The 15,211-nt window shown below is 39.6% G+C and carries 17 protein-coding genes; 6 read left to right on the top strand and 11 right to left on the bottom strand.

Annotation, left to right across the window (positions count from 1 at the left end; all coding sequences use genetic code 11):
* Nucleotides 1-201 precede the first annotated feature (201 nt).
* From F3G76_RS09770 to F3G76_RS09725, 10 genes are all read right to left on the bottom strand, one after another.
* Nucleotides 202-1,080, bottom strand: coding sequence for a hypothetical protein (locus F3G76_RS09770; RefSeq protein ID WP_002942603.1), 879 nt, complete (start codon nt 1,078-1,080; stop codon nt 202-204).
* Entirely contained in the window at nt 1,077-1,394 is a 318-nt protein-coding gene (fliN, locus tag F3G76_RS09765) for a flagellar motor switch protein FliN (protein ID WP_002942551.1), read from the bottom strand. The genes F3G76_RS09770 and fliN overlap by 4 nt, the downstream gene beginning before the upstream one ends.
* Entirely contained in the window at nt 1,391-1,810 is a 420-nt protein-coding gene (locus F3G76_RS09760; protein ID WP_149706591.1) for a chemotaxis protein CheX, read from the bottom strand. The genes fliN and F3G76_RS09760 overlap by 4 nt, the downstream gene beginning before the upstream one ends.
* A gap of 78 nt (nt 1,811-1,888) precedes the next feature.
* Nucleotides 1,889-2,638, bottom strand: coding sequence for a tryptophan synthase subunit alpha (trpA, locus tag F3G76_RS09755; protein ID WP_149706590.1), 750 nt, complete (start codon nt 2,636-2,638; stop codon nt 1,889-1,891).
* The gene (trpB, locus tag F3G76_RS09750) at nt 2,631-3,812 is read right to left on the bottom strand and encodes a tryptophan synthase subunit beta (protein ID WP_149706589.1); all 1,182 of its coding nucleotides are present in this window, start codon (nt 3,810-3,812) and stop codon (nt 2,631-2,633) included. The genes trpA and trpB overlap by 8 nt, the downstream gene beginning before the upstream one ends.
* The gene (locus tag F3G76_RS09745; protein WP_107946027.1) at nt 3,805-4,416 is read right to left on the bottom strand and encodes a phosphoribosylanthranilate isomerase; all 612 of its coding nucleotides are present in this window, start codon (nt 4,414-4,416) and stop codon (nt 3,805-3,807) included. The genes trpB and F3G76_RS09745 overlap by 8 nt, the downstream gene beginning before the upstream one ends.
* Entirely contained in the window at nt 4,416-6,020 is a 1,605-nt protein-coding gene (trpD, locus tag F3G76_RS09740) for an anthranilate phosphoribosyltransferase (RefSeq protein WP_149706588.1), read from the bottom strand. The genes F3G76_RS09745 and trpD overlap by 1 nt, the downstream gene beginning before the upstream one ends.
* An 80-nt stretch (nt 6,021-6,100) precedes the next feature.
* Nucleotides 6,101-6,673 (bottom strand): recombination mediator RecR, encoded by a 573-nt coding sequence (gene recR, locus F3G76_RS09735; protein WP_149706587.1) that lies wholly within the window; start codon nt 6,671-6,673, stop codon nt 6,101-6,103.
* The gene (locus tag F3G76_RS09730) at nt 6,670-7,926 is read right to left on the bottom strand and encodes an ArsS family sensor histidine kinase (protein WP_149706586.1); all 1,257 of its coding nucleotides are present in this window, start codon (nt 7,924-7,926) and stop codon (nt 6,670-6,672) included. Before F3G76_RS09730 ends, recR begins: the two co-directional genes overlap by 4 nt.
* Nucleotides 7,923-8,594 carry a response regulator transcription factor gene (locus F3G76_RS09725; RefSeq protein ID WP_021084939.1) on the bottom strand — a complete coding sequence of 224 codons (672 nt, stop codon included), beginning with the start codon at nt 8,592-8,594 and terminating at the stop codon, nt 7,923-7,925. The genes F3G76_RS09730 and F3G76_RS09725 overlap by 4 nt, the downstream gene beginning before the upstream one ends.
* Before the next feature lie 123 nt (nt 8,595-8,717).
* On the opposite strand from F3G76_RS09725, the gene dnaJ reads away from it, so the two are divergent.
* Nucleotides 8,718-9,860 carry a molecular chaperone DnaJ gene (gene dnaJ, locus F3G76_RS09720; protein ID WP_149706585.1) on the top strand — a complete coding sequence of 381 codons (1,143 nt, stop codon included), beginning with the start codon at nt 8,718-8,720 and terminating at the stop codon, nt 9,858-9,860.
* A 646-nt stretch (nt 9,861-10,506) separates the two neighbouring features.
* On the opposite strand, the gene pyk is transcribed toward dnaJ, so the two are convergent.
* On the bottom strand, nt 10,507-11,958 hold the full coding sequence (gene pyk / locus F3G76_RS09715; RefSeq protein ID WP_149706584.1) for a pyruvate kinase: 1,452 nt from the start codon (nt 11,956-11,958) through the stop codon (nt 10,507-10,509).
* A 92-nt stretch (nt 11,959-12,050) separates the two neighbouring features.
* Between pyk and F3G76_RS09710 the strand changes: the two genes are divergently transcribed.
* The 5 genes from F3G76_RS09710 to F3G76_RS10605 all read left to right on the top strand — a co-directional run bounded on the left by F3G76_RS09710 (nt 12,051) and on the right by F3G76_RS10605 (nt 15,071).
* Nucleotides 12,051-13,112, top strand: a complete 1,062-nt coding sequence (locus F3G76_RS09710; RefSeq protein WP_021089010.1) for a TRAP transporter substrate-binding protein — start codon at nt 12,051-12,053, stop codon at nt 13,110-13,112.
* Between the two features lie 114 nt (nt 13,113-13,226).
* On the top strand, nt 13,227-13,841 hold the full coding sequence (locus F3G76_RS09705; protein ID WP_149706583.1) for a hypothetical protein: 615 nt from the start codon (nt 13,227-13,229) through the stop codon (nt 13,839-13,841).
* Nucleotides 13,842-13,851: 10 nt separating this feature from the next.
* Nucleotides 13,852-13,998 (top strand): diadenosine tetraphosphate hydrolase, encoded by a 147-nt coding sequence (locus F3G76_RS09700; protein WP_149706582.1) that lies wholly within the window; start codon nt 13,852-13,854, stop codon nt 13,996-13,998.
* Between the two features lie 102 nt (nt 13,999-14,100).
* The gene (locus F3G76_RS09695; protein WP_149706581.1) at nt 14,101-14,931 is read left to right on the top strand and encodes a hypothetical protein; all 831 of its coding nucleotides are present in this window, start codon (nt 14,101-14,103) and stop codon (nt 14,929-14,931) included.
* Entirely contained in the window at nt 14,928-15,071 is a 144-nt protein-coding gene (locus F3G76_RS10605; protein ID WP_181001430.1) for a hypothetical protein, read from the top strand. The genes F3G76_RS09695 and F3G76_RS10605 overlap by 4 nt, the downstream gene beginning before the upstream one ends.
* Nucleotides 15,072-15,211 lie beyond the last annotated feature (140 nt).

The following is a 15,211-nucleotide window of genomic DNA, read 5'->3' as shown; positions in this document are numbered from 1 at the left end:
AGTAGTCTGCTAAGGCGAGTGAGTAAGATTTTACAATTTGCGAAAGATCTTTATTAAATTTGTAAATTTGTTTTATCCAAAAAGGCGAGAAAGGTCTCAAATTTTACTTCACAGGCTAGCAACTTCATGGCGGATACGAAGCCACTTTTAAAATTTGTGAAAACACTCTTCTAAATTTTTAAATTTAGTAGCGAAGCGCAACTAAAATTCCCCGCTCATTTTATCTTTGTAGTTATTTAGGCTATTTTGACGCTCTTGCAAAAATGAGCCAAGTTTTTTCTTATTTTCTTCAAAGAAAACAGCGAAGTCCTGCTCATTTTGGATCTTATCCTCGCCAAAGCTATCAAGCATGACGTTTGAGCTGCCAACTATCACCAAGTAGCGCCTATTTTCGTAGCTTAGAAGCATTAGCTTATTTGTGCGATCAAGATATTTTTCATAGATGATATTGACGCCACTATTTTGGTTTTTAAGCAGCCAGTTCATCGACTTTGTGTCATTTTGTGGTTGATTTTGTGGCGTTTTAAACCCGCTAAAATCACTACTTTTTGAAGTGATATATCGTTTAAAAACATATAAAAATATAAGAAGCGCGATGAGCACACTTAGGACGATGAAGTATCTTGAATCAATATTTACCATAGGTTCATTTTCTGTCTTTGGCGTGCTAGCAGTTTCTATCTTTGCGCTAGCTTGTGGCATATTTTGCACCTGCGTTTTTGTGTTTTTTAGTGTTACGCGGATGCGAAGCCCGAAGCTATCAGTTGTCTTTGATGCATTTACGATGATAGCGTCATTTGAGCGTAAATTTAAAACTAAAGAGTTTTGTTTTGGCTCAATATCTAGCTCTTGAATGATCTTTGAGTTTATATCCTTGCTCGCGCTTTGATCGTAGCTTAGAGAATTTAGTATCAAAGAGGTTGTGTCTTTTTCACGCTTTTGAAAGATATTGCCCTCGTAAGGCGCATCAAAGCTAAGCATGATATCGACCCTATCGGTGCGCTCATAAATATTGTATGTTAGCAAGTTTGAGGCAAATATCTGCGTAGCAAAAAGCACAAAAAATAGTATAAATTTCATAAAAGTTCTTTTTTGAAGTACTGAATAACTGACTTTGAGTCCAAAATTTCATTTATTCTGATGGCTAAATTTTTCTCATAAACCATTACTTCGCCTTTTCCAAAAATTCTATTATTTATATATAGCTCCACGCTCTCGCCAGCTGGTTTTTCGAGATCTATGACCGAGCCAGCTTCAAATTTCAAAAGCTCATTTATGCTAACTGTGGTAGTTCCTAGCTCAGCTATAAAATCAACGCTTATATCCATAAGCTCATCATAGCTCTTAAAAAGCCCTAGCTGTTCTAGTGTCTCTATCGCACCTTCATCGTTCATTGTATCTTGTAGCCTATTTGAAATGTTCTATTTTTTATCTTATATATAAATCTCTCTTTTAGCTTTATGCCAAAATTCTCAACCTCGCCCAAAAACTCAGGCGTTCCGAGTTTATAAGCATTTGGCTCTTTTTCATTTAGCAGATTTTTAGCCTTGCCGATGATTTGATTAGCTATCTCTTTACAAAGATCGTCCAGATCGCCACCATCGACATCTTCGTGACCAAAAAAGGCATTCATAAAAATTTTCAAAGTATCTTTTTTAAAAAATAGATAAAACTGATACTCGCTTTTATCCTTATAAACTGGTATGCTAGCCCCGTAAAATCCTTTACCAAGGCTCTTGCCAAACTCTAAATCCAACCCCAAAGTATCTTTGCAAAGATAGCTCGTGGCTTCATCTATAACTTTTCTCATATCTTCTTCCTTAAGACTTGAAATGCGCGTTAATTATACTTTGGCTTTACTAAATTAGCTATAAATTTATTAAGCATTTTAAAAGAGTTTATCGACCTCTTTAACCAGCTCTTTTGCGCTAAATTTAGCGCAAAGCTTGACTATTTGCGTGCCTATGATCGCAGCGTCAGCATATTTTTTCACTTCGCTAACATCATCTTTATTTTTGATGCCAAAACCCACAGCCACTGGCAGATCGCTCTTTTTCTTAAGCTCTAGGACTAAATTTTTTATCCTATCTTCATCGGCTCTTTTTGAGCCACTAACGCCGATAGCACCTAGCACGTAGATAAATCCTGAGCCAAATTTTAATATCTCATCCGCCCTGCTCCCAGACGTGACGCTGATAAGTGGCACAAGGCATAAATTTAGCTCCTTGCACTTTAGAGCAAACTCCTCACACTCCTCACAAGGCAGATCCGGCACGATAAAGCCGCTAACTCCTGCCTCACGTGATCTTTTTAGAAATTTATCAACGCCGTAAGCAAAGATGATGTTGTAATAAACTAGAAAAACAAGAGGCTTTGTCACTTTTGCCTTGCAGCCTTCAAGCATGTCAAAGACAACGTCGGTATTTACGCCACTTTGAGCTGTCTCAAAGCTAGCTTGCGCGATGAGCTTGCCATCAGCCAGCGGGTCAGAGTATGGGATGCCGATCTCAAGCAGATCAAGCGTGCTTTCATCTAAATTTTCTAAAAATTCCTTCGTTTTTTCTAAGCTTGGATAACCAGCCACGATGTAGCCGATGTTTGCCTTTTTGCCGTTAAATGCGCTTTTTACCTTATCCATAAATTTTTCCTTTTTCGTAGCCGATGACTGTGTTTATGTCCTTATCGCCCCTGCCTGAGACATTTACGACGATGACGCTTTTTTTATCAAGTTTTGGGCAAAGCTTTTCTAGATAGGCCAGTGCGTGCGCGCTCTCAATGGCTGGGATGATGCCCTCCATCTTACTTAAAAAATACAAGGCATTTATACACTCATCGTCGGTCACAGCTTCGTATTTTACCCTTTTGATGTCGTTTAGGTGGGCGTGCTCTGGGCCGATACCTGGGTAGTCAAGACCCGCTGAGATGCTATGCACTGGCGAGATCATGCCGTACTCATCTTGCAAGACCGTAGTTTTCATGCCATGGATGATGCCTGTTTTGCCTTTGCTAAGCGTAGCTGCGTGATAAGGCGTATCTATACCAAGACCGCCAGCTTCTATACCTACTAAATTTACGCTCTCATCGTCCAAAAACGCACTAAAAATGCCAATAGCATTACTGCCGCCGCCAACGCAAGCGATGACGTAGTCCGCCTTTTTGCCGTAGTCTGCAAGCTGAGCTTTTGCCTCTGTGCCGATGACGCTTTGAAAATCACGCACGATCTTTGGATATGGGTGCGGGCCAACGGCTGAGCCGATAACATAAAACGCGCTTTCTATCTCATTTACCCACGCTTGTATGGCCGCTGTGGTAGCCTCTTTTAGCGTTTTTAAGCCATCTTCTACGCTCACCACTTTTGCGCCAAGAAGCTGCATACGAAAGGCATTTAGCTGTTGTCTAGCAACATCTGTAGCTCCCATATACACATCACACTCTAAGCCCAAAAGTGCCGCTGCAGTCGCTGTTGCCACGCCGTGCTGGCCAGCTCCAGTCTCAGCTAAAATTTTCTTTTTACCCATTTTTTTAGCAAGCAGCGCTTGAGCTAGAGCGTTATTTATCTTATGCGCGCCCGTGTGGTTTAGATCCTCACGTTTGAGGTAAATTTCATGTCCGTAGTGCTCGCTTAGGCGCTTTGCAAAAAAGAGCGGACTAGGCCTGCCAACGTAGTTTTTCAAAAGATCATCAAGCTCATCTTTAAACTCTTTTGTCTTTGCGATACTCTCATAAGCATTTTCTAGCTCATCAAGGGCAAACATCACCGTCTCAGGCACGAACTGCCCGCCAAATTTTCCAAAATACGCCTTACTATTCATCTTCTACCTCACCTATGATCTTTAAAATTCTCTCTATCTTTTGCGCATCTTTTATGCCGTTTTCGTCCTCGACTTTTGAGTTGATATCAACCAGATATGGCCTAAATTTCAGCGCCTCTTTTATGTTGTGCTCGCCTATGCCCCCAGCCATGCCAAATTTAAATTTAACCTCTTTTAAAATTTCCCATTCAAAGCTAGTTCCGTTTCCGCCAGCATTTTCGCCCTTACAGTCAAAAAGCGCCATGTCAAAATGCTTAAAATCAACCTCTGGCAAGCTATCTTTCACACTAAAAACCTGCCAAATCTCAAGCCCCATATCTTTTAAATTTGCACCTAAATTTTCACTCACCACTCCATGCACCTGAGCCACATCAAGACCAGCAAACTGGCAAATTTCCATTATCTCACAATCACTTTGCTCCGCAAAAACACCAACCACTTTTTTGCCCTTACTGTGAGCAAATTTCGCTATCTGCCTAGCTAAATTTAGCTCGACCTTTCTTTTGCTTTTAGCAAATATCAGCCCTATAAAATCAACATTCAAAGCGCAAACCGCACTTGCCTCATCTAGCGTTTTTATACCACAAATTTTAACTAGCGCCATTAGGCTTGCGCCTTTATAAACTCTTCATAAAATTTATACGCCTTGCCTGAATTTATCGCCTCTAAAACCATTTTTTTGGCCTCGTCTGGGCTCTTTGCGCCATCAGCCGCGTAGAGTGCAAACATCGCGTTAAAGACCACGATGTCAAATTTCGCCCCCTGCTCCTCGCCTTTTAGCGTGCGTATCAAGGTTTTGGCGTTTTCTTCAGGTGTACCACCCTCGATGTCGCTATGAAGCGCTCTTTTAAAGCCAAACTGCTCTGGCGTGATGCTGTATTCAAAAATTTCGCCATTTTTTAGCTCCACAACGCTTGTTTCACTACAAAGCGTGATCTCATCTAGTCCGTCATCGCCGCGAACGACCAAAGCGTGCTTTCTGCCAAGGATCTTAAGCGTCTGGGCGTAGAGTTTTAGCACTGGTTTATGATAGACGCCGACTAGCTGGTTTGTAAGGTTTAAATTTGGATTTAAAAGCGGTCCAAGCACGTTAAAGACGGTTCTTATACCAAGTCTTTGGCGCACCTCTCTCACCTCGCCAACTAGCGGGTGGAAAAATGGCGCGTGGAAAAAGGCTAAATTTTTACTAGCTAAATTTTCACGCTGTTTTGCCAGTGATTTTTCACTTTTTACGCCTAAAATTTCAAGCACATCAGAGCTACCTGACTTGCTTGAAACTGCCTTGTTGCCGTGTTTTGCGACCTTTATACCAAGGCTTGCAAGGATAAATGCCACAGTAGTTGAGATATTTATCGTCTTAAAGCCATCGCCTCCAGTGCCGCAAAGATCGATCATAGGCGTATCGTCGCGGTAAGTTTGCGAGTATTTTAGGATATTTTTTGCAAGCGCAGCGAGGCTTTTTGGATAGAGGCTCTTTTCGCTAATAAGCACTAAAAGGGCTGAAAGCTGCACGATCTCGTACTCTTTGCTGGCTATTATCTCGCAAATTTGCTCAAAGTCACTATCATCAAGCGGTATGTTCTCTTGAAGCTTGATAAGATATGGCTTAAGTGAGCGAATCTTTGGCTCTTTTACCTCTTTTTTTGCCTTGTAATTTACAAAATTTTCAACTATCTTTTTGCCGTATTGCGTGAAGTAGCTCTCAGGGTGAAACTGGATGCCAAAGATCGGCTTATCTTTTACGCTAAGTGCCATAACTACGCCATCATCGCTCACCGCATCAGCGCTTAAGCTAGCTGGGAGCTCATCGACATAGAGCGAGTGGTAGCGCATAACCTCAAAGCGTTCAGGCAGCCCAGCAAATAGCGGCTCTTTGCTTTTCACGTCGATAAACGAGGTCTTGCCGTGAAGCGGGTCGTCTAGCCTTTTTATCTTTGCGCCAAAACTAAGCCCTATGGCTTGGTGTCCAAGACAAATGCCAAGCACTGGCACGCCAAGGTCTGCCTGCAAAATCTCTAAGCAAACTCCGCTATCTTTTGGGTGCTTTGGCCCTGGGCTTAAAATGATCTTACTTGGGTTTAGCTTTTTGATCTCTTCAAGCGTTATCTTGTCGTTTCTAACGCATCTAACCTCTTCGCTGGTGAGCTCTTTTACGTACTGCTCGACGTTAAAGACAAAACTATCATAGTTATCTATAAGTAAAATCAATCTCTATCCTTTTAAATTTAGCGGCGGATTGGGCTAAATATTATAAATTTAGGTGAGATTATAACTAAAAGAAATTTTAATTAGGCTTTTGTGCGGCTCTCGTAGGCTTTTAAGAGCGAGAGCATATCGACGTTTTCTAAATTTACGCCAGTTGGCACGCCCTGAGCGATCTTGCTAAATGAAATTTCACTCATGCCAAGCTTGTCCTCGACGTAAAGCATAAGCGCGTCTGAATTTAGCCCTGGCGTAAAGGCAAAGACGACCTCTTTTGAGCCATTTTGCGTAATAGCACTTCGCAACCTCTCTATGGCCTCCTCGTCGATCTCGTCAAGCACGAAATAAAGGCCGTTGTAGATGCCGTTTTGCTCAAAAACCAAGATATCTTTTGGGCTCTCAACTAGCAAGATGACTTCGCTGTTCCTGCTCTCGTCGCTGCAAATGTCGCAAATTTCATTTTCGCTTAGCCCACCGCAACGCTCACAACGCTTGATAAACCTCACCGCATCTTCGATATTTTGCGCGAGCCTTAGCCCTGCAAAGCTATCTTGCATGCAGACAAAGTAGGCAAACCTTGCGGCTGACTTTTTACCGACACCTGGGAGCTTGGCAAAAGACTCAGTTAGCTCGTTAAATTTCTCTAAGCCCCTTTTCATGCGCGTTTTGCCTTTGCACGAAGTAAAATTTTAAAGACGTGATAGCCGTCCTCGTGGTCGTAAACAAGCTCAAATTTTTGCATCTGGCAAATTTGCTCGATGATATAAAGTCCAAGCCCCATGCCGCTTCCCGCACTCACCTTATCGCCTCTTACAAAGGCTTGTTTGTAGTAGTCAATCGGGTGATTTAGCTTTTTGCCTAAATTTTTAACTGCTATAAATTCGCTATCGCAGATCAAGATGGCTTTCTTATCCTCTGCGTATTTTAGGGCGTTATCTATCAAATTTTTAATCGCCAAGCTAAAAAGCTGAAAATCCACTCTTAACAAGACGTCATCTCTGATATCACAGCTCACTCGCTCTTCAAATTTATCAAGCATGAGCATATCTTGCACCTGCTCCAAAATGAGCGAAAAATGGCACTCTTGGTAGTTTAGCGCATAGCTTTTTGAAAGAAGCTGCTCGACCTTGCTAAATTCATTTATAAGCATCTCAAGGCGCTCAAAAACGTTTATGAGCCTCATCTTTTGTGTGTCGTTTGCGACCATTTCAGAGACGATCCTGCCCTTGCCAATAGGCGTCTTTAGCTCATGCATGATCGCACGTAAAAATAACTGCCTTGAGCGGATGAGCTCTCTTATCTTGCAAACGGCGTTGTCAAACTCGACCGCGACCTGCCCGATCTCGTCTTGCTCGTTTTCATTTAGCCTAGCAGTCATCGCCATCTCCATGTTTCCGCTGGCAAATTTTCTGATATCTTTGCTAAGTCTTCTAAGCGGCAAAAGGCTTCTAAGCACCGAGACATAAAGCGAGATGAGCAGAGCCGAGATGATCAAAAATGCCACCCAAAGCGGGTCATTTACGTGTCTTGCGTCGTTACTCTCAAGTAGCAGCTGAAAAGATGGATTTTTGATAAGCAGATACAAATCACCTTTGTAATTAACCGACTGCATCATTCCAAGAGGCGTGTGCTGCGTAAAAATGGCGTTTCCGCTTGTAGTAACTGAGGTGGCTAAATTTTTGTTGCCGACATATTCTAGGTTGAAATTTTTAAAGTAGTGCTCCAAATCTCTTGGTGGGTTGCCACGCTCGTAAAGCGCCACAAGGTAGTTCATAGCGCTTATTTGTTTGTCTTTTAGCTTCTCAAGGGCACTTTCTTGCTGAATGTTTGCAAATGTCACAAAGAGCAAGCACATCAGCGAGAAAGCGATGGCAAAGATGATAGTTATCTTGGTGGTTATGGAGTATTTCATCCGATAAGCTTATATCCTATGCCTCTAACTGAAAAAATATGTTTTGGCGCTTTTGAGCTATCGCCGATCTTTGTTCTAAGGCGTCCGATGATGACATCTAGGCTCTTTGAGTCCTTATCTTTTAGGCTCTTGCAGTTATAAACTAGCTGCTCGCGTGATACTGAAAAGCTGTGCTGTTTGATGAGATAAGTTAAAATTTCATACTCAGCTGGTGTAAGAGCAAGGGCTTCATTATTAAAGTAAATTTCATGGCGCTTGTCGTCTATCCTAAATGCACTATCAAGGACCTCTTCTTGAACTTCGTTTGTCTTTTTATATCTTCTAATAAGACTTGTGATACGAGCATACATCTCTTTTGGATCGTATGGTTTTGGCAAATAATCATCCGCTCCAAGCTGAAGTCCAACGACCTTGTCACTAATGTCACTGCGAGCTGAGCTTATGATGATAGGAATGTCGTATTTTTGGCGAATTTCTTTGCAAACTTCAAGACCATCAATGCCAGGTAATGTAAGGTCAAGTATGAGCAGGTCATAGTTTTTTATGCCGGCACTTAGCCCTAGATATGGGTCTTCAAAGTTAGTCACTTTTATATTAAAACTATCAAGATATTCAGATAAAATTTGTGCAAATTCTGGATCGTCTTCTATCATTAAAACGTTAATCATAAATCATCCTTTTCATTGAAAAATAGTAGAGATTATACGGCAAAAATGTAAATTTTTTTTTAAATTTAAACTTTTTTGGATAAAATCTCACATTTAAAATAAGCTTAATAAACAAGGAAAAATGTGGAGTTTGATTATTACGAGATCCTTGAAATTTCAAGAAATGCAACTGGCGACGAGATAAAAAAAGCCTTTAGAAAGCTCGCTTTAAAATACCATCCAGACAGAAACGCTGGTGACAAAGAGGCTGAACAGAAATTTAAACAGATAAACGAAGCCTATCAGGTCTTAAGCGACGAGCAAAAGCGCTCTATCTACGATAGATACGGCAAAGAAGGGCTTGAGGGCAGATTTGGCAGTGGCGGTGGCTTTAGTGCCGATTTTGACCTTTCAGACATTTTTGACTCGTTTTTTGGAGGCGGTTTTGGCGGTGGCTCTAGGCAGAGAAAAAGACGAACCGAAAAGTACTCGGCTGATCTTGAAATTCCTATAAATTTAGAGTTTAACGAAGCTGTTTTTGGCTGCGAAAAAGAGATCAAATTTGATCAAAAAGTGCCTTGCCCAACATGCAACGCCACAGGTAGCAAAGACGGCAAAAACAAAACTTGCCAGCACTGCGGCGGAAGCGGCAGGATCACACGTGGAAATGGCTTTATGAATATCGTTCAAGAGTGCCCATACTGCCACGGATCTGGCAAAGTGATAAGCGAGCCATGCCCTGATTGCAACGCAAAAGCTTATAAAATCCAGCAACAAAGCGTCAAGATCACGATCCCAGAGGGCGTCGATAGTGGCATGAGGATGAGGGTCGCTGGTAAAGGCAACATCGGTGCAAACGGCGTTCAAGGCGATCTTTATGTGAGCATAAACGTAAAAGACGACAAGCACTTTATCCGCCACAATGACGACGTTTATATAGAAATTCCAGTCTTTTTCACCCAAGCCGTTCTTGGCGAAAGCATAAAAATCCCAACACTTCGCGGTGAAGCCGAGTTAAAACTGCCAGTTGGCGCGAAAGATAAACAGCAATTTATCTTTGAAAATGAGGGTATCAAGGGCGTAAATTCACGCAAAAAAGGCAGACTTGTAGCGCAAATTTCTATCCAAACGCCTGATAAACTAAGCGACGAGCAAAAAGAGCTTTTAAACAAGCTTCAAGCTAGCTTTGGCATAGTTTCAGGCAAGTCAAGCACCGACGAGAGCGTCTTTGACAAGATAAAAAGCTGGTTTAAAGGCGACGAGCCAAAAGGCAAAAAGAAAAAATAAATTTGATTTGTGACGCTAAATTTGGTGTCACAAAATCTTTCAAAATCTTATTTGAATGCGATTATACAACTAGACCAAATGCACAAAATTCTGGCAAATTTTAAAATTTTATGAACAAGTAATTTTAGTATCCAATTCTTGCGAGTGAATGGAATTTTAAAATTTGCAAAGATAGCTTGACTAAATTTGTAAATTTCTTTTTATCCAAAAGGGAGACAAGGGGACTTGAATTACGAAGCCGTCCCCTTATCCCCCTTTTTAAATCCCCTAATCCCCTCGCACGTTAGAGGTGCATGCTTTAGTGCTTCGCACTGCATGCGGTTTATTTTTAGAAAATTCTGACAAATTTTAAAATTTCATGAACGAGTAATTTCGGCTCTAAAATTTGAGCTAAGCGGCAAGCGAAGCCAAATTTTAGTAGCCAATTCTTGCGAGTGAATGGAATTTTTAAATTTGCAAAAAAGTAGTAGTTTTATTTTAAAGCACATAGTTTAAATTTCAAATTTAGATCCGGCATATCACGGCTCAAAATTTAGTGGAAAAATAAAGAATTTAAATTCGGTAGATTTTCAAGGCGAGTGCATAAAAGCGCATAAATTTAAAAGAAATTTTAGTGCCAAAATATCAGGCACTAAAATCCTTAAATTTACTCAGTTGCAAGGTCTAGGTAATAATCAAGCTGGTCGCGTCTGATGATACGTATGAGGTTTGTGCTGCCCTCTACGCCTGTTGGGTGGCCAGCTGTGACAAGATAGGTTTTGTCATGCTCGACGTATCCAGCGTCGTAAGCCTTTTTGATGACATTTGCAAGTAGGACATTTAGCTTTGTCTTTTCAAGCACGAGCGCTGGCGTCACACCCCAAGCAAGGGTAAGCATGTGAGCTGTCTGCTCGTCGTGCGCGATGGCGATGATGTCGATACTTGTGCGGTTTCTAGCTAGCTTTATGGCTGATTTGCCTGAGCCTGTGATAGAGAGTATCGCATTTGCCTTGATGCGAACGGCTAGCGAAGCTGCGCTATTTGCGACCATATCTGTCTCGTCTAAAAAGTCAAAATCGTCAAATTTATTGTATGGATAGATGCTTTGCGTTTGTATGATCGTTTTGCTCATCGCCTCTACGACTGCGACTGGGTTTTTGCCGATCGCACTCTCCTCACTTAGCATAACTGCGTCAGTGCCGTCTAACACGGCGTTTGCCACGTCGCTGATCTCCGCTCTTGTGGCAGTTTCATGCTCAGCCATGCTTAGCATCATCTGCGTTGCTGTGATGACTGGCTTACTGGCTGCATTTGCCTTTTTGATGATGAGCTTTTGTATGGTTGGGACCCTGTAAAATGGCACTTCTATGCCAAGATCACCACGAGCTACCATGATGCCATCACTCTTTGCGATGATGTCGTCTATGTTTTCAACCGCGTCAAATTTCTCGATCTTAGATAAGATAGCCGCTTTGGAGCCAAATTCTTTTAAGATATTTCTTGCTTTTATCACGTCATTTGCGTCTTGTACGAAGCTAATGGCGACGAAATTTACGCCCTGCTTTGCGCCAAATTCCATATCCTCTTTATCTTTTGGCGTGATGATGTCGATGCCAAGAGCGGTGTTTGGGAAATTTACTCCTTTGTTTGAGTTTAAAATTCCGTCATTTTCGATGATGGTTTTTACCACATCTTTGCCCTCGCCTGTAACTCTTGCTCTGATCGAGCCATCGTAGAGATAGACGTACTCGCCAGCCTTTAGCATAGGTAAAATTTGAGGTTGATTTAGGCTCACTCTATAAACGCCCTTTTCGATCTTTTCGCCCACGATATCCTCTGCGTAGATGCTAAGCTCGTCGCCAGCTTTTAAGTAAAATGGCTCGCTAAGCTTGCCAACCCTAATCTTTGGTCCGCAGATATCTTGCAAGATGCCTATGCGTTTGTTTAGTCTTTTTTCGATGCTTCTTATCTTGTCGATGTTTGATTTGTGGTATTCGTGTGTTCCGTGGCTAAAATTTAAACGAAAAACATTAACCCCTGCTTTAACCATCGCCTCCATCGTCTCTTCGTTGTCACTTGCTGGCCCTAAAGTCGCTACAATTTTAGTCTTTTTTATCATTTTTATGCCCTGTAATTTGATTTTTGCGATTATAACACAATTTAATAATGTAAATTTTTTGTATAATATGCAAAATTTTTAAAGGAGAGAGTATGAATAAATTTTTATTAGCGTCTCTTGGCCTAGCAGCTCTTGCTTGCGCTGCCATGGGAGATGACAAAGTCTATAAGCTCAAGCTTGCAACCTCATGGGAGAGCACTATGCCAGTGCTTGGTGACGTGCCAAAAGAGCTAAAAGAGAAGGTCGAAAAGATGAGTAACGGCCGCATCGAGATCAGGATCGACTACCCGTCAAAGCACAAGTCACCTTTTGCGATGCTTGACTTTGCAAAGAGCGGTCAGTACGACATCGGCTACACAGCTAGCTACTACTACAAAGGCAAAGACCCTAAGACAATGTTCTTTACAGCAACGCCATTTATGATGAATACCGACGAGCAAACAGCTTGGTATGAATTTGGCGGCGGCAAAGAGCTAGAGGCGAAAGTTTTTGACCCATATAACATCAAAATTTTTAGAGCTGGCAACACTGGCATGCAAATGGGCGGCTGGTTTAAAAAAGAGATCAAGTCAGTTGATGATATCAAAGGCTTAAAGATCAGGATCCCAGGCTTTGGCGGTGAAATTTACGCTAAACTTGGCGCAAACATCAACACTATCCCAACAGGCGAGCTTTATATGGCGCTTGAGATGGGCACTATCGATGCAGTCGAGTGGGTTAGCCCAGCTTACGACATGGCGCTTGGCTTTCACAAAGTGGCAAAATACTACTACACAGGCTGGCAAGAGCCAGATGGCGAAACTCAGTTTTTCTTCAACAAAAATGCGTATGAAAAACTTCCAGATGATCTAAAAGCGATCTTTGAAGCGGCTGCTGCTGAAGTGGCAAGAGATGTGAATACTAAGGTATTTTACGCAAACGTAGAGTACTGGGACAAGATGAAAGCTGAGTACCCAGACATCCAAGTAAAATCTTTCCCACCAGAGGTCATCGCAGCTCTTAAAAAGGCTACAAATGAGCTACTTGATGAAGAGAGCGCAAAAGATCCACTATTTAAAGAGATCGTCGAGTCTCAAAGAGCTTTCCTTAAAAAAGCAAGAGAGTGGACTAAAATTTCTGACTACGCTTATATCAAAACAAACGAAGAGAAATAACCACAGCAGGGAGCTCTCCCTGCTTTTTAAAATTTAAAACCACCACAAAAACTAATCACAATAAGACTTTAAAGCAAAAGATAAGACAATAGTGAAAATTTAAAAGGATTTATAATGAAAAAAGTCAAATTTATAGTTTTTATCTGCTTGTTTATACTGCTACCACTTGCTTATTTTAATGGCTTTATAAGAATTTCTGATCTAACTAGTGAGCAAGAGAGCATAGCTAAAAAATATGGTGGTGTTTATGTATTTGATGAGAAGTTAGAGAAAGAGATAGATAAGAGAGAAGAAGAGAGGGATAAATACCTTGATGATTTCTTTAAAAACAATAATAGGGATTTTGACTTAAACGACCAAACTATTATGAATGAAAAATTACCTAGAGTTTTATCTAATGGGAAAAAGTACTACTCAAGAAGAGACAATATAAAAATAGATAACTACAAAATTCTGAATAACTATGAAGAAAAACTAAAAGAATTTATGGGCAAAGACTATGATAAATATGAAAACTATCTAAGCATAAATTTAGGATACTTCTATATAGACAACGACACCATTATACCTATAAGCATAGGAGTTTCTACACTTTATACAGAAGTTACATTTGGACTATATGGAGATGAAGCAAGTGGAATAAAATTTACCAAAGAAAGTACTCAAAGACTAATTGGAGATAATAAATTTTATCTATCAAACAACAAATTTCAAAAGATAAATAAATAGGAAAAAATAAATGAATACTCTTAAAAATTTAACCAACAAAGAGATGGTAAATAAGATAAAAGACTATGCTGATATAGCCGATGTTACTTATGCGTTTTTTGAATACATAGACGAAAATGAAATTTGTAGTGTGTCTGATAAATTTTATAATCAATAAACCCCAACTAAGCATAATAAATTAATAATATTATAAATATATTCACAATAAGATTATGAGAAATTTCTATCTTGTATAGTTTTAAATTTAAAAGGATTTATGATGAAAAAAGTCAAATTTATAGTTTTTATCTGCTTGTTTATACTGCTACCACTTGCTTATTTTAATGGCTTTATAAGAATTTCTGATCTAACTAGCGAACAAGAGAGCATTGCTAAAAAATATGGTGGTGTTTATGTATTTGATGAGAAGCTAGAGAAAGAGATAGATAAGCTTGAGGAGCTAAACAAAGATATAAGAGCAAAAAGATCAAACCTATATCAAGAGATAAAACAAGAGCTAGATAATAATCAAAGCAAATTTTTTCAAGAATTTAATAACAATAAAAATAATTATATAGATATGGTTATGCAAGATATCTTTAACGATAAATTTTGCAAGCAAAAATATGATGAATTTGTAGCTGCTGGCAAGGACATAATGAAAATGGAGCATGCTTGCATAAATATAAATGAAAGAGCCAAAGGTAAATTTATAGATGAGATAGTAGATAAAACGTATCATGTTTATAATAGATTGTCTAATGGAAAGAGATATTACCTTAGATGGATTGATTATGAAAATGAAACTAGAAAGAAAATAAAAACTCCACAAATTTACAAAGATAAAATAAAAGAATTTATTGGCAGTGAAGATTATGAAAAATTTAAACCATCTTATGATTTGGGCTATTTTTATGTAGATGATAATGATGAAGTAAGAGTAATTGATCTAAGTTTAGACTACTACGTTGTAGAAACTACATATACACTTTCAGGCGATGAAGCAAGTGGAATAAAATTTACCAAAAACAGATATATAAATGTAGCTGGAGATAACTATTTTTACTTGATAGACAATAAATTTAAAAAGATTAATAGGATAAATAAATGAATACTATTAAAAATTTAACAAATAAAGATATGGTAGATAAGCTAAGAGTTTATGCTGATATAGCTGATGTTAGTTATGCCTTTTTTGAGTATATAGATGAGAATGAAATTTGGAGTTTTTCGGATAAATTTTGTAATTAATAAACCTTAACTAGGCATAATAAATTAATAATATTATAAATATAATCACAATAAAATTAAAAGAAATTTTCTATCTTGTATAGTTTTAAATTTAAAAGGATTTATGATGAAAAAAGTCAAATTTATAGTTTTTATCTGCT

Source organism: Campylobacter concisus, assembly GCF_902460575.1.
GTDB lineage: Bacteria > Campylobacterota > Campylobacteria > Campylobacterales > Campylobacteraceae > Campylobacter_A > Campylobacter_A concisus_AW.
This window is presented reverse-complemented; position numbering and strand designations above follow the sequence as displayed.